The sequence below is a fragment of the Chitinophaga sp. SVR4-12A genome (assembly GCF_056754765.1).
In genome coordinates, this window is sequence record NZ_JBPGWP010000001.1 from 269,529 (window position 1) to 286,222 (window position 16,694).

The following is a 16,694-nucleotide window of genomic DNA, read 5'->3' on the forward strand; positions in this document are numbered from 1 at the left end:
TTGAGGTTTGAAGTTTGTTGTATGTTAGAAGTTTGAAAGTTGTAAACCAGCCTACCTGTTCTGAACCTCACAACTTTCCACAAACCTTAAACCTCAAATTTCAAACCTTAAACGTTATGCATTCGTTCTGAACGGCTTATAGATCGCTGTTCCCGCTATGGCTAACATTGCTTTATCTCCATTACTATCGCCATAGGCGTAGATATTTTCATACTGTTCCAGCTGGTACTGTGCCCGTATGCGGCATACTTTTTCTTCTCCGTTACAATTAAGTCCCAATATGTTACCTGTCAGCAGCTGATCTTTTACTTCCAGCTGGGTAGCGATACAGGTGATGCCCATCGCAGCGCACCAGGGGGCTACCCAATCCTGGGCGGAGGCGGTCACTACGGCCACAAGGTGGCCTTTGGACTGGTGGTCCTTGATAGCCGCAATGGCCTGTGGCCGCAGTAAGGCAGGCAGGCGGTGACGGCAGAAGGCCTCGCACAAGGTACGAAATTGTGCGGCCGGTGTACCGCGGAAGAACCAACGCAGTACATACTGCTTGGTGCTATGGCTAGACAGCAGCTTTAAGCGAAACATCACCAGCAGCGGCGAGAGCAGCAGCATGCCTGCGTACATGGCAATAGCGCCTTTCTGGTATCGGATGATCTCGAAAAGAGTATCGCGCCGTGTAATGGTGCCGTCAAAGTCGAAAAAAGCTATTTTCATCGCTAGTAACTATAAATTAAGAACTTACACGGAGTACCTCACAATTTTAATTTTTTGAAGATAAACTCCGGAATGGACTTGATAATGAGCATAATATAACGCCAGAACCATTTTACATATAATACGTTCTTACGGGCCTTCAGGCCTTTAGCCACGGAGGCCGCTACATCGCCTGGCTGGGCGGTCAGCAGCGGCGGCAGTTGCAGCCCTTCGGTCATGCGGGTATATACAAAGCCGGGCTGTACGCTCATCACGTGTACGCCGTACCGGAACATCCGGTTACGGAGGCCGCTCAGGTAAGCGGTGAAACCTGCCTTGGCGCTGCCGTAAAGATAATTACTCTGACGCCCGCGTTCGCCTGCTACGGAGCTGATGCCGATGATAGCGCCTTGCCGGCGGGCGGCGTAATCATTGGCCACTATATTGAGGATAGATACTGCCCCTGTATAGTTGGTATGAATGATCCGGCCGGCTTCCTGCCAGTTGGACTGCGCCAGTTCCTGGTCGCCCAGGTAGCCGAATACACAGATAGTGATATCCGGTTTGGGCTGGAGGCTATCGTAAAAAGCAGCGTGGCTGGCAAAGTCGAGCGCATCGAAGGCATGTATCGTAGCCCTGATACCGTAACGAATCTCCAGGTCCTGTTGTTGCGCCTGTAAAGAGGAAATATTGCGGGCGGCCAGCTGGATATCATACTTTTCCGCGGCAAACTGCCGCGCTATGGCTACGGCCATATCTGACCCTGCACCCAGAATTAAAACAGTAGGCATGTATAGTTGTGCTAAATGTATTATGAACTTTAATGTAAGCTATTAGCTGTTAGCGCCTGGCTTTTAGCTTTAAGTACACGGCTAAGGCTAGCAGCTAACGGCTAGTAGCTAAGAGCCGGTTAATACCAGCCTGTCGGATTGCAAAGACCGGAACTGGCTGTTGCTGTTATAATGTTTAACAATGTCTGCAAAGCGTTGTACATGAGGATAACTTTGCCAGAACACTTCCTGCTTCATACGGGCATCCTTGGAGAGGTAAATGCGGCCGCCGTATTGCAGCACCAGTGCATCCAGCTCGTCCAGGAAGGCGAGGAGCCCTTTCCGCACCGGGAAGTCCAGGGCCAGGGTATAACCTTCCATAGGGAAAGAGATCAGGCTGTCTTGCCGGCCAAACACTTTCAGCACTGCCAGGAAAGAGCCCCACCCCTTATCACTGATACGCTGTAAAATAGCGATCAGGCCTTCCTGCTGGTCCAGCGGCAGCACAAACTGGTATTGCACGAAACCTGCTTTTCCATAGCCCCGGTTCCAGTGCAGGAACGCATCCAAAGGGTAAAAGAAAGGCTCGTAGGAAACGACGTTATTGATCTCCCGTTTAGTATTTTTTGCGTAATAGAGCCAGTTGAAGGCCTTCACCGTCAAGGTGTTGAGCACAAAGGAGGGAAGGTTAAAGGGGACGGTCAGCTTTTTCTTGGCCGGCAGCTGCAGGGGAGCAGCCTGCTGCTGGGCAGACAGTTCTTCCGGCGTGGCGTGCTCGCCCAGTATCAGGATACTCCGGCCAAAGGAATCGCCTTTCTGCAGACAGTCTATCCAGGCCACGGAGTAGGTGTAATGCTTGTTCTCTTCAAAGAGGCGGATCACTTCTTCCAGGTTGCGGGCCTTGATCTGCCGTTGCCGGATATACGAAGTGCTGATCTTTTTGAGGCGGAACTTTACCCGGGTAATGATGCCGGTAAGGCCCATGCCGCCGCAGGTGGCCCAGAAGAGATCTGCTTCCTGGTCTGGTCCGCAGGTAATAGCGCCCAGGGAAGTGATCACGTCCATATCCACAATATGGCTGGAAAAGGCGCCGTCCACATGGTGGTTCTTACCATGCACGTCGGATGCTACGGCTCCGCCCACGGTAATAAATTTGGTGCCGGGGGTAACAGGCAGGAACCAGCCTTTGGGAACGATGATCTCCAGGATCTGGTCCAGCGTAACGCCGGCCTGGCATTCAAAAACGCCGGCTGCGGTATCGAAGCTGAGTACTTTATCGTATTTAAGGGTGGAAATGCTGTAGGCGCCGAGGGAAGCGTCGCCATAACAGCGCCCGTTGCCTCTCGCGATCAGCGAAGGTTGTGTATCCAGTACTTCCTGTAGCTGGTCTTCCCTGGAAAAGGAGCGCTCTTCGCAGGAAACGACCGGATAATTGCCCCAATTTGCTAAGCGTTTTTGCATTAGTCAAAAAAACTTTTGTTTGCCGGTAAATAAATGATCACATAAAAGCTTAGGATCCACAGGGCTATGGTTACCTGGATAAAACGGTCTTTGTACAGGATTTTGGTAGGGGAGCCGGTATTATTCTCCACGTAGGTTATTTGCAAATATCGTAATAATCCGGCAATTACAAAAAGAGTGGTATAATAAAGGCGGTAAGTCTGGAAACGCAGCTGGGTAGTGGGGTCCAGGGTGTACATGAGGTAACACACGATGATCACTGCCGACAAAAGGGCCAGCATCACGTTCATGAAGTCCATATTATACCCGCTGGAGGCCTTGCGCATTTCTGTGCCGGAGACCTGTTTGATGATCACATCGTCGCGGCGTTTGGCTACCGCCATAAAAAGGGCCAGCAGGAACACCATGACGATCAGCCAGGAAGAAACGGCGGTATTGGAAACGATCCCCCCGGCTTTAATGCGCAGCACGAAGCCACTGGAGAGAATGATAATGTCCAGGATGGAAATATTCTTTAAGCCAAGGGAGTATAACAGGTTCAGGACAAAGTAAATACCTACCACGAACAGGAATTTTGGTTTCACATACCAGGCCAGGCCAATGCCGATGACCAGGCAGATGGCAAACAGGACCAGTCCGGTCCCGGGTGATACAGCGCCGGAAGCCATAGGCCGTTTACATTTTACCGGATGCCGGCGGTCTGCTTCTATGTCCTTGTAGTCATTAATAATATAGATACTGCTGGCGGTAAGGCTGAACGCGAAGAACGACAGTACCAGTTCCGTTACCATGGACAAGTGAAATAGCTCTCCTGCGAAAAAGAGGGGTACGAACAGAAATAAGTTTTTAACCCAATGATGGGGCCTGAGTAGTTTAAGATATTGCACGGGGATTGCCTGCTGATTGATTTGGCGGCAAGATACAAAAAAAGCTATTAGCTGTTAGCCTCTGGCTGTTAGCTAATTGCTAAGCGCTAACTGCTAATCGCTTTTTTATTACTTTTGCCCCTCAAATCAAGTCCCCATATGTTATCATCAGGGTCTTCCCTTTACCAAAAGCGTAGCATCTTCACCGTAATTGAGGCAGTGATCATTATTGGCCTGGCCCTGGTACCGCTTTTTGCCACTTTCCCTTACCGGGTGAACATCTTCCTTTCCTGGGAGGGCGCTTACCGCATGTCTACCGGGCAGGTGCCCTATAAGGACTTTGGTCTGCCGCTGGGATATGGCTACTGGATCATCCCTTCGATATTTTTCAGGCTGTTTGGCCCCCAGCTTATTTCACTGGTAAAGGCGCAGGTGTTCATTAATATTATAGCCGGCTTTTCGTTCAGGCATATACTGAAGCGCCTGGAGCTGGACCCGGCTATCAGGACATTGTCTGTGCTGGTGTTCGTACTATCGTACTCGTTCTTTAATTTCTGGCCCTGGTATAATCATACGGTGATCGTGTATGAGCTGGCCGGACTGGCATTCCTGTTCCAGTATCTTACAGGGCCACAAACAAGGATGCGCCTTTTGTGGTTGCTGCCGGCAGCCCTTTTCGTCTTCCTGTCTATCTTCACCAAGCAGGATGGCGGCGGCCTGGCCCTGCTCTTGTGCCTGGCCCTGTTATTATATAATAGCATACACGAAAAGCGCTGGCTGGGCATTCCCGCTTTCCTGGGTTTCCTGGCAGTAGTGGCGGCCATCTTTATCCTGCCGCTGAGCGGCTATGGTTTTGCTTACTGGTTCAATCACGGGCAGCCCCCGCATAATTCCCGTTTGGCCGTCAGCGATTTTGCAGAAGAGATCCTGGGTGGCTCTCAATGGATCAAGTTCTATGTAGTATTGATGGTGTTGAGCCTGGTGCCTGCCCTCCGGAAATTCAACGCTTTCTGGATGAACAAGCGGGCCATGCTCTTTACGCTGCTTACACTGGGCATCTTAACGGAAGCAGCCCTTTTCCAGGTAACCAGCTATACGCCGCCAGATAACAATATCTTCTTTCACAGTTTCGCTTTTGCCTTTTTGTGCGCACAGTTCAGTTCCATACAGCAGATAGACCTGGGTCGTCCCAGGGCATTTATCGGGGCTGGGCTGCTGGTGCTCCTGTGGTGGTCCGGCGTATTCTGGAAATATATCGACCGCGTTGTTGCCCGGGTATTCCCCTCTTCCGAAATGGCGGCTACAAGACCGGGAGCGGAGAACGTAGTATCGCGGCGCAACTTTATGCTGAGCACCGATACCGGGGTGAATGTGCCCACTTCCGAGTGGGTGTTCACCCGCCTGCCGGAATTTAAGAAGATCTACATGCCGTCTTCCACCGTGGAGGGCATTGAGCGCCTGCTGCAGCTGCCTGTTGTAAAAGAAAAGAAGGATAGCATCAAAGTGCTGAACATGACAGAGTTAACGCCCCTGGCGCATGCAATGCCTTTCCGCCTGGAAACCGGCCAGGATTATCCCCTGTGGTACCACCTGGGGGTAGGCATGTTCAACCGGCAGCTGGACGCTTTTACCCAAAAGGTAAGAGGGCATCATTACGACCTTATATTGTATGAATATGCGCCCGGATTGAACAATTTCTTCCCTTTTGCCCTGCGTAAGGAGCTACAGGAGCATTACCGCCTGGCGGATACGTTCCTGGCGCCACGCCGTCCCACGAACGCAACAATCGAAGTATATGTAAAGCCGTAAAAAAAAATTTTAAAAGCACCCAACCTTTTGGAGAAAGTGAGCTGTCTGCATAAGACAGACGAACTTTTTAAACAATCAAATTTAAGTAAGCTGCCACCTGAGGTATCTGAACATACAGCGCTTTACGATAATGGACGCGACAACCTGGACCGGATCCTGGAGGGCTGCCGCAGGAATGACCGTTTGAGCCAGGAAAAGCTGTATAATATGTTCTTTGACAGGCAGCTGTCAATGATCAGGAGATATACCAACGATAGGGATAAGGCGGTCGATATCCTGAACAATGGTTTTTTGAGAGCATTTAAGAAAATAGGGGACTATAGCCATACGGGGAGTTTCGAGGGATGGTTGCGCAAGATCATGATCCATGCCATTGCCGACTATTTCAGGCGCACACAGGCGCAAATGAAGGAGCAAACTGTAGGGGAGATCCCTGAATATTCACACTATACCGATGATAATAATCAGCTGGAATACAAGGAACTGTTGCTGGTGCTGCGACAATTGCCGCCCACTACAAGGGTGGTAATCAACCTTTTTATTATTGAAGGTTATGCGCATAAGGAGATCGCTTCGCTGTTGAATATCAGCACGGGCACTTCGAAATGGCATGTTGCAGAAGGCAAACGGATATTGAAGGAACAACTATTGGCACAGCGGTCTTTGGATAATAATAAGCCCGTATGAACGAATGGATGACAAGCACTCACATATTGAAGATTGGCTGAGAAAGGCTGCCCGGCAAGACACACCGGAAGATACCGGTGCGGAGCTGAAGCGCCAGTCCTGGTCAAAAATGGCAGCCCTGCTGGATGAGGAGGATGCCGCCGGCCCACCGCCGCGCGTTGTCCGCTTCCGGTTTAACTGGGCTGCCATTATTATCCCCTTCATTGCCACCGCGGCGGTGTTTGCAGCTACCCTGTGGGTGGCGCCGCATTTCTCAAAGAAGACAACAACAATAGGAACGCCATCCAACACTAAAGATCATCCGCAGCAAAGAAACAAACAAACACAAACGCAGGAAATACTGAATAATAATAACCTACCTGGTGACAGTACATTCATTAATATAAATGGCAGCAAACCGCAGCCAATGCCTTCACCTGCAGACAGCATTACCGGCTTCGCAGGTAACATTGCAGGAGCACCGGATGGGGGAGGTGTGCCGTCACAAATTGAGCCTGCTTTACCATCGCCGGAAAACAGGCGTGGCAACGCTGCTGACAATAATGCAGCAGCGGCGGCAGCTAATAAGACAAACGGTGATAAGACAAACAATACCAATGCCGCCGGCGGTAATACTTTCCATTCAACGAAAGGAAATGCAAACAATCCGGTAATTGGTCCTACAACTGTCAATGGGAGTGGCAATAATAAAACAACTGCTAATAATACCGCCGATAAGGCGCCGGCGAAGGCCCTGGTTGGCAATGCCAGCAAACCTGTCAGCGCAGGGGGAAAGAAGAAAGATAATATATCAGATCAGAAAAACTTACCTCACAATAAAGTAAATAAAACAACAATACCGGGTATCGCGAATGATAATGAGCGGGTTGCAGCCGGCCATACAGCTGCTGCAGCTACCATATTATATCCGGTTCGTACCAGGAACGTATTTGCGTTACAGTTACCCTCGTTGTCAGATAACAGCCGTGATGCACGGGTACCTGCATCTGCATCCGGTGGCGGCGGATTAAGCCTGGGTACATCTGAAAGCCGCTGGGGCTTGCAGCTGGGTTTACTATCTCCCCTGAGCAGTGCGTTGGGCATTCGCTTAGGCGTATTATATATATACCCGCTGGGCAACAACTGGTTCCTGCAACCGCAGCTCAGCGCCAGCTATCTCACCGGGTATGATAAAGCTTTCACGCATGTGGCCATCAGTAAACAACACAGTGATACTTCCGGCGGCGGTGCACAGGACAACTACGATGTAGACACCACCCGCACCCCCTATATATTTAAACGCGCCTTTGCCGCCTCTGCCGGTATTAATGTAGGTTATCACCGGAATAAGCTGGCCGTAAGCACGGGCCTGGTATACAGTATGGCCGCGGCTTCGGGTAAGAAAGACAGCGCACGTGTAAGCTCCGGCGTTATACGTGACACAACGCTTAACCCCCTGCAGTTCACTGATCCTGCATTTAGTCCCGGCAGGCTGCCGGGTAAGAACCAGCTTAGCTGGAATCTTGATCTTTCCTGGTATGTAACGCCACGCCTGCAGGCTGGCTTCAATTACCGCGTAGTGTTGTGGCGCTCTGCCGGCGGAAAAGGCTTCCAGGCGCCGTTGCAAAGGATCCAGGACAACAGCCTGCTGGAGCTGTATATCCGTATACCCATCGGTAAATAAAATAGCATCTCATTACCCAACCTTTCCTTTTGCTGTGCCTGTCTTAATTGGTATATAAACCATATTTTGTATGCACAAACTTCATGTTTTTGTAATGTTGGTCGGCGCGTTCATTGTTGGGAACACGGCATGCCAGAAAGAGGATTCCATTAAAGCGGAAGAAAAATTGAAAGCCCTGAAAGCTGCTGCATTTAGCGACAGCACCGGGCATGATACACTCAAACCGCCCTGTGATACTTTTCCTCATGACTCTTTCCCGCATGATACTTTTCCGCACGACACTTTTCCCTGGCCACCACATGATACGCTGCCACATGATACGTTTCCCTGGCCTCCGCAAGACACGCTTCCGCATGATACATTTCCATGGCCGGATAGCCTGCGTCGCAGGCATTCATGATCTTAGGCTTCAGGCCTTTGGTAGCTTTCAATTAATATTTTGATTGTTTAGAATGTAGGACAACGGCCTTTGCATTCCTGTTAAGGCCCCGTTATTCACTTTTATCCTTTCTCCATTAAGCATAGGCTTTAGTCAACAGTTGATCTATGAGTTTAAAATTGTCAGTGATCGTTCCTGCATATAATGAGGCAGCATCTATTTACAAGATCTTATTACGCATACACGAAATCAAGCTGCTGCATGACATACAGCGGGAAATAGTTGTAGTAGATGATCATTCTACCGATGATACAGGCGGGCAAATACAGCTGTTCCGGGAGCATTACCCGGCAGCACAACTCACCTATATACGCCACCATCTTAATCAAGGAAAAGGGGCGGCACTGCGCACCGGCATCCATGCCGCCAATGGTGATTTTATTGTGATACAGGATGCAGACCTCGAATACGACCCGGAAGAATTCAACCTGCTGCTGGCGCCTGCGCTTGCTGGAAAAGCAGATGTGGTGTACGGCAGCCGCTTCAGGGGCCATCAGCCTCATCGCATCCTGTTCTTCTGGCACACCATCGGGAACAAGTTCCTGACCTTTATTTCCAATATGTGCACTAACCTGAACCTCACAGATATGGAAACCTGCTATAAACTGTTTCGCAGCAACGTGATCAAAGGCGTGCAGCTGAAAGAGAACCGCTTTGGCTTTGAACCGGAGGTGACGGCCAAGATCAGCCGCATACCCGGCATCCGCATTTATGAGGTGGGGATCTCTTATTACGGCCGTACCTACCGGGAGGGGAAGAAGATCAATTATAAAGACGGCTTCCGGGCTATTTACTGCATCCTGAAATATAACCTGTTAAATTAAACAAGTCGTAAGTCGTTAGTCGTTAGTCGTTAGTCACTTGTTGTTGCAGAACATAGTAGGCGCCAGTCACAATGACTTACGACTAACGACTTACGACTTACGACTAACGACTGTTATGCTTTTTCTATTACTGAAATTTCTCTACATCCTGTTATTATCAATTCCTTATGGCATCAGCGCATTTGCGTGCTGGTACAGGTATGGCTGTCGGCAGCCTGGTGGCGTATATTCCTTTCCTCTGGTAAGCCTGAGTGGCCTGATGATCAGCGGCGTGATCGCCTCCTGGTTATCGCTGGTGATGCCGCTGGCGGCGCTGGCCAATGTGCTGATACTGGCAGGCGCTCTTTTACTCTGGGGACTGCAGCGCCGGACTATTTACACAGTGGCAACTCGCTGGCGGCAGCAAATGCAGCAGCAGCCGCGGATCATAAAAGCAGTTTTCCTGTTGCTGCTGGTGTTTACACTGTACCTTTCATCACGGCAGTCGCTGGCGTACGATGAGGGCCTATATTATGTCCAGTTCATTAAATGGATGCAGCGGTACCCTGTGGTGCCTGGATTGGCTAACCTGCATGAGCGCTTTGGCTTTAACTCCCACTGGCATGTGATCAGCGCCTTGTTCAACTGGTCCTTTATTACAGGGCAGGCGGCTAACCAGCTGAATGGCTTGTTGTACCTGCTGCTGGCCATCTACCTGCTATCTTCCTTAGGCGCCGCGCCCCGTGATATCAGCTGGTGGATGAAAGCAGGGTTGCTGCCCGGTATGCAGCTGCCCATGGTGCTGGTGTACAACATGACGGCGCCTGCGGCAGACATGGCGGTGTTTTATCTATGTGCGCTATTGTTGGTATTGTGGATGGAAGCCATCGCCGGCACTAAGGGCGAACCGGCCGAGGGAGACCGCTTCTTTATCTTCCTGTGTGCCGCATTTTTGGTAACGGTAAAGGTATCAGCCCTGACGGTACTGCTGTTCCCCGCATGGCTATGGGTGCGCGCGGTGCGCAGCGGCGCCTGGCGCCAGGCAGTAATAGTGGTATTACTGTTTGTGACGATACTGTTGCCCTGGTTTGCCAGGAATCTGATCCTCAGCGGTTACCTGGTATATCCTTTTGAGAAGATAGACCTCTTCTCATTTGACTGGAAATGCCCTGCGGAGGGCGTCACAAAAGTGCGGGAGATCATTAAGATCTGGGCCTATTACCTGGTCAGGGATCCGGCTGCATTGACTGCGGGCAGCTTCCAGGAGCGGGTAAGTATCTGGTTCCTGCATAACCTGCGGATATATGACCAGTGTATGCTGCTGGCGATGGTGCTGTTGCCGTTTGCCTTATGGTGGAGGAGGCGGTTATTGCCCCGTGCTTTGTTTTACTGGGTGCTCTTTCTTTATGCGGGCGTTGGTTTCTGGTTCTTTTCAGCGCCAGATCCGCGCTTTGCTTATGGTTTCCTGGTGCCGGCCTGCATATTGCTGGGATACTTGCTGTTGATGAACATCCGTTCTTTGCGATATATACAGCTGATGATCGTGGTGGTGCTGGTGGCGATGCAGGCAGTTACGCTGCTGCTGTACCGTCATCTGCAGCGGCAATTTTTGCAGACAGGAGCGATAGAACCGGTGGCTGGAACAGGGTGGGTAATGCCAGCGCCGTATTTTGAAAAGAAAATGGTTCGTCACACGACGCCGTTCATTTACTATACACCGGAGCATTCAGACCGTTGCTGGGACGGGCCTTTGCCTTGCGTGTGGCAGTTACCGGAAGGAGTGGAGATGAGAGGGAAGACCTTAAAGGAAGGGTTTAGGGTAAGGGAGTAAAGTTTAGTCGCCCGACATCACACTTGTATAGATCTCATCAAAAGACCTTCCTTTATCTTCCGGCCAGCGCTCTGAGAACTTGATCTCTACGTTTTTCAGGAACTGAATACATAGCATAACGCCGTCGCGTCCTGTATCATGGAACAGCATATTTACCAGTTGGGTGAGGCGTTTAAAACTGGCCTGTAATACTTTTTCCCCTTTGGCGGTGATCTTTACGCGTTTGGAGCGGCGGTCTGCAGGGTCGGCCAGTTCTGTGATAAAGCCGTTTTTTCGCAGGCGGTTCAGCACGTCTGTACCGGTAGACATTTCGTAGATAGTGGCATAGATCACCTCTGATTTACGGGGCTCTTTCAGCTGCATAATAGTGTTCAGCAGCGCAAACTCCTCAAACTGGCCGATACCGGTTCCCTCCAGGGCGATGCGTCCATACAACTGGTGCAGGCGTACAATACGGCCCATGATCTTGGACAGCAATGCTTCCGGCTTTTTGGGCTGCAGTCCGCCGGTCAGCTCTTTGGGCAGGACCGGATCTTCTTCCTGCTGCTGGGAAAGATAAAAACGGCAAAAATCTGCGATACTGCTGTCGGGGTTTTTCTCTTCATAAGCGCCCCAGGCATTTACCAACTCTACTGTCTTATTCATATTACTACGGATATAGAGCAAAATAATAAAAAATATTCCAGATTCCTTGTTTATTACAACGATCTTGTAGTATATTTGTCTCAGTTACTTCGGATACGTATTAAATACACACTGTTTTACCTGCATACACTTCTTACACTTGGCTATTGCATTTGCTGCCGTACTGACCAATAAAAGCATCAGCATCATGGACAATCCGTTTATTTACTTCCTCCGGGAGGCAAGGCTGTTCATTCACACGCCGGGCATAATACACCTTGGTATTGTGCAATTACTGGTTCGTTTGCTGCTGAAAAAAGGGCGTTTGTAAGAACTAAAATGCAACATATGGGTACCATTAATCTATTGCCGCTCTCCCTTGTACTGCACGTTACCGGGGTGGCCTTGCTGACTGCCGGTATACTGGGCAGCTACGTCACTTTGAAACAGCTCTGGAAATACTATCCGGAAGATGAACGCCAGGCGACTGCCGTGTTCAAAACATCACAGGCCTATAACGTTTTTTTTGCTATTGGCGGCGCACTGCTCCTGGTCAGTGGCTTCCTGTTATTAAGGGTTTACCAGTTTACCATTACCAAACAATTCTGGTTTGAAGTTAAAATGGGCCTGGTGATCTTTCTTATCCTGAATGCCAGGATCTTCGGAGCGCGGGTGGTGAAAAAGCTGCAAGGCCTCCTGTCTGCTCAAAACGGGGTGGCAGATGTATTGCAGCTTGGCATCCTCAGGCGCAGGCTGGGTGTCTTCTATGCTTTGCAGCTACTGGCGCTGCTGATCATCTTTGTGCTGGCAATCTATAAATTCCAATAGGGGGTTTCAAATTCCAGATTCCAAATTCCAAATCCCAAATTCCAAAATGAAGCATAAACCTTTCGAATAAAGACTAATAATTTTACTTGAAGCACTTTCAAGTTTGGAATTTGGGATTTGGGATTTGGAATTTCCCCCTTTATTGAGCTTTCCACTCGTTGTTAGTACGGTTCATATCCGGGAAAGCCTGTGCGGGATCTATCACCACCTGGCTCAGTGTAGTAACAGAGGGATAACGGAAGGTCCAGGTACCGCCGCGCTGCCAGATCTCTGCGGGCAGGTGCACGGTATCTGTTTTACCGCTGCTTTCTTTTACAGCCACTATTGCGGGCATTACCATCTGGTCCAGGTTCTCTATGGTGATGAGGGCGCCTTTTGCCGGATCGTTGTCCTGGTACTTCACTTCTTTCACCGACTGGTCCAGTTTCCAGGTGTTCAGGAACCAGCCGCGCCAGAACCAGCTCAGGTCTTCACCGCCTACATTTTCCATGCTGCGGAAGAAGTCCCAGGGCGTGGGGTGTTTAAACGCCCAGCGGTGTATATACGCCCTGAATGCCTCATCAAATCTTTCTGGGCCCAGTATATAGTCGCGCAAAAGCATGAGGGCCAGGCCGGGTTTAAGGTAGCCCAGGTTAGCCAGTTGCCGGGCCTGTATTACATCGGGTGTGTTCATGATGCCTTCTGTTCCGGGGCCAAAGAGATTGGTAGCAATTTTGCCGCCGCTTAAAGGCCTGTAATACTCACCTTTATTAAATGCTTTGGTATTGAGCTGGTTAACGAAAGTGTTGAATCCCTCATCCATCCATGCATATTTCCGTTCATTGGAACCTACGATCATAGGGAACCAGTTATGACCAAACTCGTGATCCGTTACGCCCCATAATCCGCTGCCGCTGCTCCTGGCAGAGCAGAACACGATGCCGGGATATTCCATGCCGCTTACAATACCCGCTACATTGGTAGCCACGGGATAGGTGTATGGAAACCATTTTTCTGAATAAAGCTCTATAGCGTTCTTCACATACTCAGTAGAGCGTCCCCAGGCTTTGTCTCCTGCACTTTCTGCCGGGTATACAGATTGTGCAAGTGCTTTTTTGCCGCCAGGCAGGTTGATACGGGCAGCGTCCCAGATGAATGCACGAGAGGCAGCCCAGGCCACATCCCGGGTGTTCTTGCAGCTGAAGCGCCAGGTAAGCTGGCCGTTGCGTGCATCCGTACGCGTAATGATCTCGGTGCTATCGCGGATGGTAACGGTACGATCGCTTGCACGGGCCCGTTCCAGCCGGCTGATCTGATCTGCCGTTAACACCTGTGCAGGATTCAGCAGTTCGCCGGAGCCGGTGATGATCATCCCCGCAGGGGCAGTAACGTTATAGCTGATATTGCCATAATCCAGGTAAAACTCCGCTGCGCCCAGGTAGGGAAGGGTGTTCCAGCCCAGCACATCATCATAGACCGACATGCGGGGGTACCATTGCGCTATTTCATAGATCCAGCCATAACGGGTAGGCAGTCGGCCCAAACGGTCGGTACCGTACTGGGGCACTTCAAATGCATAGTTCAGTTTTAGCTGAATAGTGCCGCCATTGGCTTTTAATGCCTGTGGCAGTTCGAGCTTCAGACGGGTGTCGTTTACCCGGTATTGTGCTTCACGCGTTTTCCCGGCCTGCGTAATGCTTACGCCGCTGATCTCGAATCCCTGGGTCTCGCTGCGGTTGTTAAAGCGTCCGCCGGTCACTACGGAAGTAGCCACCGCGCGGGAGTCTGCCCGGTAGATGTTCTGGTCCAGCTGCAGCCATAAGAATGGCAGCGTGTCCGGGCTGTTATTGGTATAAGTGATCAGGACTGATCCGCTGATGCGGTGCCGGCTGGTATCCAGTGTTACATTGATGGTATAATCTGCCCGGTTCTGCCAGTATTTAGGTCCGGGACCGCCGCCGGCGCTGCGGTACTCATTGCCGTTCTGTGTATAGAAGACCGGGTTGAAGGCAGCATGCTGGTCATAGCCGGCCGGCGTTTGTGCCCTTACAGTTTGCAGGCAGGCGATCAGTGTGCAGCAAATGAATAGTATGAAACGGTTGATTCTCATAAAACTTGAAGGTCTTAACGGTGATGATTATATGAAATATCTCACTGATTAGCAGGCGATACCGGCGAGCAGCGCGTAATTAACTGGAGTTAAGATAGTGATTTAACCAGAAATAAAATAACCCTTCATGCTTCCTGGTGGGCAGGCCCTTCCGCGGGCCGGTTAATGAAGCGGGAATGGAAAACAAAGGTCACGAGCAATCCCAGCAGGCAACCGGCCAGTACTGCTATTACTCTTTCCAGCGCCGTATCCCAGATATGCTTACCGGCTTCATGCAGCGTAACGATAATGGTAGCCGCCAGTGCGGAACGGGTAGAGAGATCCAGCTTCAGCAGGGTGCATACAACAACAGTAATAGCAATTCCTCCGCTTACCATTACTACCGGCGATGGATGTACGAGGAGCATCAGTGAGCCGGCTCCGGCGCCTACCAGGTTTGCCTTGATACGGCTCATAGCCAGCGACACGGCATCAGCACCATCCGGGGAGAGCACCAGCATTACAGAGATCAGGCACCAGATATAATCACGATAGTTAAGTAAATGGGCGATCAGGAAAACCAGCAGGGCGCCGGCTACACATTTAGCTATATACACCAGGGTTCTTTTAACAGGAAAGCTTGTCATGGCTGTAAATTACAAATAATCGTTCAGCGGTTTGGCGGAGCCGGTACCGGCCCGTATATTTATAACACAAAAATTATCCCTGCATGCGTGCCCCACTGCTATTCCTCCTTTGTTGCCTGTGTTGTGCTTCGCAGATCTCATGCGCCCAGGAGCCTGCCACCGAAAAGATCGGCCAGCTGCTCGACAAATATGCCGCTTACGACCAGCTCAACGGCGCCGTACTGGTAGCCCACGAAGGAAAGGTGATCTTTAAAAAAGGCTACGGTTATGCGAATTTTGAATGGGATATACCTAATACGCCGGATACAAAATTCCGCCTGGCATCGGTGACCAAACAGTTCACCGCCATGCTGATCCTGCAGCTGTCTGAAAAAGGAAAGCTGAAACTGGATGGAAAGGTGTCTGACTACCTGCCAGATTATCCCAAAGCCAATGGCAGCCGTATCACTATCTATCATTTGCTGACGCATACTTCCGGTGTACCTAACTATACCGGCTTACCCGACTTCTTTCAGCGGCATGCCCGCAACCCGTATTCGCCCAAAGATTTCATACCTGTTTTTTCGGAGCTGCCGCTGGAGTTTGAGCCGGGCAGCACTTTTAAATACTCCAACTCCGGTTATTTCATACTGGGAGCTATCATAGAGCAGGTAACCGGCATGGCTTATGCTAAAGCCCTGGAGGAGTACATCTTTAAGCCCCTGCATATGGACCAGAGCGGCTACGACTTGTCGGCGCCGATCATCAAAAAACGGGCAGCCGGTTACCGCAAAACAATAGACGGTTATGCAAATGCTCCATACCTGGATATGAGCCTGCCTTTTGCCGCCGGCGCTTTATACTCTACGGTGGAAGACCTGTACCTGTGGGACCAGGCCCTGTATAAAGACCAGCTGCTCAGCGCTGCCAGCAGGGAGATCTACTTCCGGCCTTACCGCAATGGCTATGCCTGCGGATGGGTACGCAGGCCCTTTACCCTGGGCAATACAAAAGATACAGTCAGTGCTATCTGGCATAACGGCAGCATTAACGGGTTCAGCACCATAATCGTACGCATCCCCGAAAGGAAAGACCTGATCGTGCTGCTGAATAACGCCGGTAATGTGGATGTGGAAGAGCTCAGCAGGAACATACTGGGTATCCTCTATAACAAAACATATGATATGCCGGTAAAACGCCGTGCCCCGCTGCTGGCGGATGAGCCGGCGTCCCGCACTGCCACGCCTGATCCTGATACGGCTGCTTATCATAGCTATGCGGGTAAGTACCAGTTAGGGCCCGAGATGTTTATCACCATCACCGTAGAGGACGGGCGTATCTATGAACAGGTTACCGGCCAGACCCGCTTTGAAATATTCCCCGAATCGCCCGGTAAGTTCTTTATGAAAGTAGTGGATGCGCAGATGAGCTTTGTTAAAGGAGAGCAGGGTAGTATAGACCGGCTTATCCTGCATCAGTATGGAAGAGATATCCCGGCGAAACGCATTGATTGACATAAGTTCGCAGTA

General features: G+C 50.6%; 16 protein-coding genes. 9 read left to right on the forward strand and 7 right to left on the reverse strand.

Going from position 1 to position 16,694, the window contains the following annotated elements:
- Positions 1-114: 114 nt before the first annotated feature.
- The 4 genes from ACR9Y8_RS01140 to ACR9Y8_RS01155 form a co-directional block, all read right to left on the reverse strand.
- Positions 115-711, reverse strand: a complete 597-nt coding sequence (locus ACR9Y8_RS01140; RefSeq protein WP_481211381.1) for an HAD family hydrolase — start codon at positions 709-711, stop codon at positions 115-117.
- A gap of 38 nt (positions 712-749) precedes the next feature.
- Entirely contained in the window at positions 750-1,481 is a 732-nt protein-coding gene (locus tag ACR9Y8_RS01145) for an SDR family oxidoreductase (RefSeq protein WP_481211382.1), read from the reverse strand.
- A gap of 108 nt (positions 1,482-1,589) precedes the next feature.
- Complete coding sequence (locus tag ACR9Y8_RS01150; RefSeq protein WP_481211383.1) at positions 1,590-2,921, reverse strand: FAD-binding oxidoreductase; 1,332 nt, start codon at positions 2,919-2,921, stop codon at positions 1,590-1,592.
- Complete coding sequence (locus ACR9Y8_RS01155; RefSeq protein WP_481211384.1) at positions 2,921-3,808, reverse strand: decaprenyl-phosphate phosphoribosyltransferase; 888 nt, start codon at positions 3,806-3,808, stop codon at positions 2,921-2,923. Before ACR9Y8_RS01155 ends, ACR9Y8_RS01150 begins: the two co-directional genes overlap by 1 nt.
- Before the next feature lie 138 nt (positions 3,809-3,946).
- Here ACR9Y8_RS01155 and ACR9Y8_RS01160 point away from each other — a divergent pair, with 138 nt between their 5' ends.
- The 6 genes from ACR9Y8_RS01160 (at position 3,947) to ACR9Y8_RS01185 (ending at position 11,019) form a co-directional block, all read left to right on the forward strand.
- Positions 3,947-5,596, forward strand: a complete 1,650-nt coding sequence (locus ACR9Y8_RS01160) for a hypothetical protein (protein WP_481211385.1) — start codon at positions 3,947-3,949, stop codon at positions 5,594-5,596.
- Between the two features lie 36 nt (positions 5,597-5,632).
- Positions 5,633-6,283, forward strand: coding sequence for an RNA polymerase sigma factor (locus ACR9Y8_RS01165; protein WP_481216208.1), 651 nt, complete (start codon positions 5,633-5,635; stop codon positions 6,281-6,283).
- Positions 6,284-6,287: 4 nt separating this feature from the next.
- Positions 6,288-7,946 carry an autotransporter outer membrane beta-barrel domain-containing protein gene (locus ACR9Y8_RS01170; protein ID WP_481211386.1) on the forward strand — a complete coding sequence of 553 codons (1,659 nt, stop codon included), beginning with the start codon at positions 6,288-6,290 and terminating at the stop codon, positions 7,944-7,946.
- A gap of 70 nt (positions 7,947-8,016) precedes the next feature.
- Positions 8,017-8,346 carry a hypothetical protein gene (locus ACR9Y8_RS01175; protein ID WP_481211387.1) on the forward strand — a complete coding sequence of 110 codons (330 nt, stop codon included), beginning with the start codon at positions 8,017-8,019 and terminating at the stop codon, positions 8,344-8,346.
- A 146-nt stretch (positions 8,347-8,492) separates the two neighbouring features.
- A complete protein-coding gene (locus ACR9Y8_RS01180; RefSeq protein WP_481211388.1) occupies positions 8,493-9,209 on the forward strand; it encodes a glycosyltransferase family 2 protein in 717 nt (238 codons plus the stop codon).
- A gap of 115 nt (positions 9,210-9,324) precedes the next feature.
- Entirely contained in the window at positions 9,325-11,019 is a 1,695-nt protein-coding gene (locus ACR9Y8_RS01185) for a DUF8201 family protein (RefSeq protein WP_481211389.1), read from the forward strand.
- A 3-nt stretch (positions 11,020-11,022) separates the two neighbouring features.
- Here ACR9Y8_RS01185 and ACR9Y8_RS01190 read toward each other — a convergent pair whose 3' ends face one another.
- The gene (locus ACR9Y8_RS01190) at positions 11,023-11,664 is read right to left on the reverse strand and encodes a MarR family winged helix-turn-helix transcriptional regulator (RefSeq protein ID WP_481211390.1); all 642 of its coding nucleotides are present in this window, start codon (positions 11,662-11,664) and stop codon (positions 11,023-11,025) included.
- Between the two features lie 139 nt (positions 11,665-11,803).
- On the opposite strand from ACR9Y8_RS01190, the gene ACR9Y8_RS01195 reads away from it, so the two are divergent.
- Together ACR9Y8_RS01195 and ACR9Y8_RS01200 are read left to right on the forward strand one after the other, a co-directional pair.
- Positions 11,804-11,974 carry a hypothetical protein gene (locus tag ACR9Y8_RS01195; RefSeq protein ID WP_481211391.1) on the forward strand — a complete coding sequence of 57 codons (171 nt, stop codon included), beginning with the start codon at positions 11,804-11,806 and terminating at the stop codon, positions 11,972-11,974.
- Between the two features lie 17 nt (positions 11,975-11,991).
- Entirely contained in the window at positions 11,992-12,471 is a 480-nt protein-coding gene (locus ACR9Y8_RS01200; RefSeq protein WP_481211392.1) for a hypothetical protein, read from the forward strand.
- Between the two features lie 139 nt (positions 12,472-12,610).
- Here the strand turns inward: ACR9Y8_RS01200 and ACR9Y8_RS01205 are convergent, their stop codons facing one another.
- Together ACR9Y8_RS01205 and ACR9Y8_RS01210 are read right to left on the reverse strand one after the other, a co-directional pair.
- Positions 12,611-14,560, reverse strand: a complete 1,950-nt coding sequence (locus tag ACR9Y8_RS01205) for a M1 family metallopeptidase (protein WP_481211393.1) — start codon at positions 14,558-14,560, stop codon at positions 12,611-12,613.
- A gap of 125 nt (positions 14,561-14,685) precedes the next feature.
- Positions 14,686-15,186: an FUSC family protein gene (locus ACR9Y8_RS01210; protein WP_481211394.1), complete on the reverse strand. Its 501-nt coding sequence runs from the start codon at positions 15,184-15,186 to the stop codon at positions 14,686-14,688.
- 83 nt (positions 15,187-15,269) lie between these two features.
- Between ACR9Y8_RS01210 and ACR9Y8_RS01215 the strand changes: the two genes are divergently transcribed.
- On the forward strand, positions 15,270-16,679 hold the full coding sequence (locus tag ACR9Y8_RS01215; RefSeq protein ID WP_481211395.1) for a serine hydrolase: 1,410 nt from the start codon (positions 15,270-15,272) through the stop codon (positions 16,677-16,679).
- Positions 16,680-16,694 lie beyond the last annotated feature (15 nt).

Coding starts and splice junctions, on each gene's coding strand:
- ACR9Y8_RS01180 (WP_481211388.1), top strand. CDS start 8,493: ATGAGTTTAAAATTGTCAGTGATCGTTCCTGCATATAATGAGGCAGCA.
- ACR9Y8_RS01205 (WP_481211393.1), bottom strand. CDS start 14,560: ATGAGAATCAACCGTTTCATACTATTCATTTGCTGCACACTGATCGCC.
- ACR9Y8_RS01145 (WP_481211382.1), bottom strand. CDS start 1,481: ATGCCTACTGTTTTAATTCTGGGTGCAGGGTCAGATATGGCCGTAGCC.
- ACR9Y8_RS01175 (WP_481211387.1), top strand. CDS start 8,017: ATGCACAAACTTCATGTTTTTGTAATGTTGGTCGGCGCGTTCATTGTT.
- ACR9Y8_RS01150 (WP_481211383.1), bottom strand. CDS start 2,921: ATGCAAAAACGCTTAGCAAATTGGGGCAATTATCCGGTCGTTTCCTGC.
- ACR9Y8_RS01140 (WP_481211381.1), bottom strand. CDS start 711: ATGAAAATAGCTTTTTTCGACTTTGACGGCACCATTACACGGCGCGAT.
- ACR9Y8_RS01160 (WP_481211385.1), top strand. CDS start 3,947: ATGTTATCATCAGGGTCTTCCCTTTACCAAAAGCGTAGCATCTTCACC.
- ACR9Y8_RS01210 (WP_481211394.1), bottom strand. CDS start 15,186: ATGACAAGCTTTCCTGTTAAAAGAACCCTGGTGTATATAGCTAAATGT.
- ACR9Y8_RS01185 (WP_481211389.1), top strand. CDS start 9,325: ATGCTTTTTCTATTACTGAAATTTCTCTACATCCTGTTATTATCAATT.
- ACR9Y8_RS01200 (WP_481211392.1), top strand. CDS start 11,992: ATGGGTACCATTAATCTATTGCCGCTCTCCCTTGTACTGCACGTTACC.
- ACR9Y8_RS01170 (WP_481211386.1), top strand. CDS start 6,288: ATGGATGACAAGCACTCACATATTGAAGATTGGCTGAGAAAGGCTGCC.
- ACR9Y8_RS01215 (WP_481211395.1), top strand. CDS start 15,270: ATGCGTGCCCCACTGCTATTCCTCCTTTGTTGCCTGTGTTGTGCTTCG.
- ACR9Y8_RS01190 (WP_481211390.1), bottom strand. CDS start 11,664: ATGAATAAGACAGTAGAGTTGGTAAATGCCTGGGGCGCTTATGAAGAG.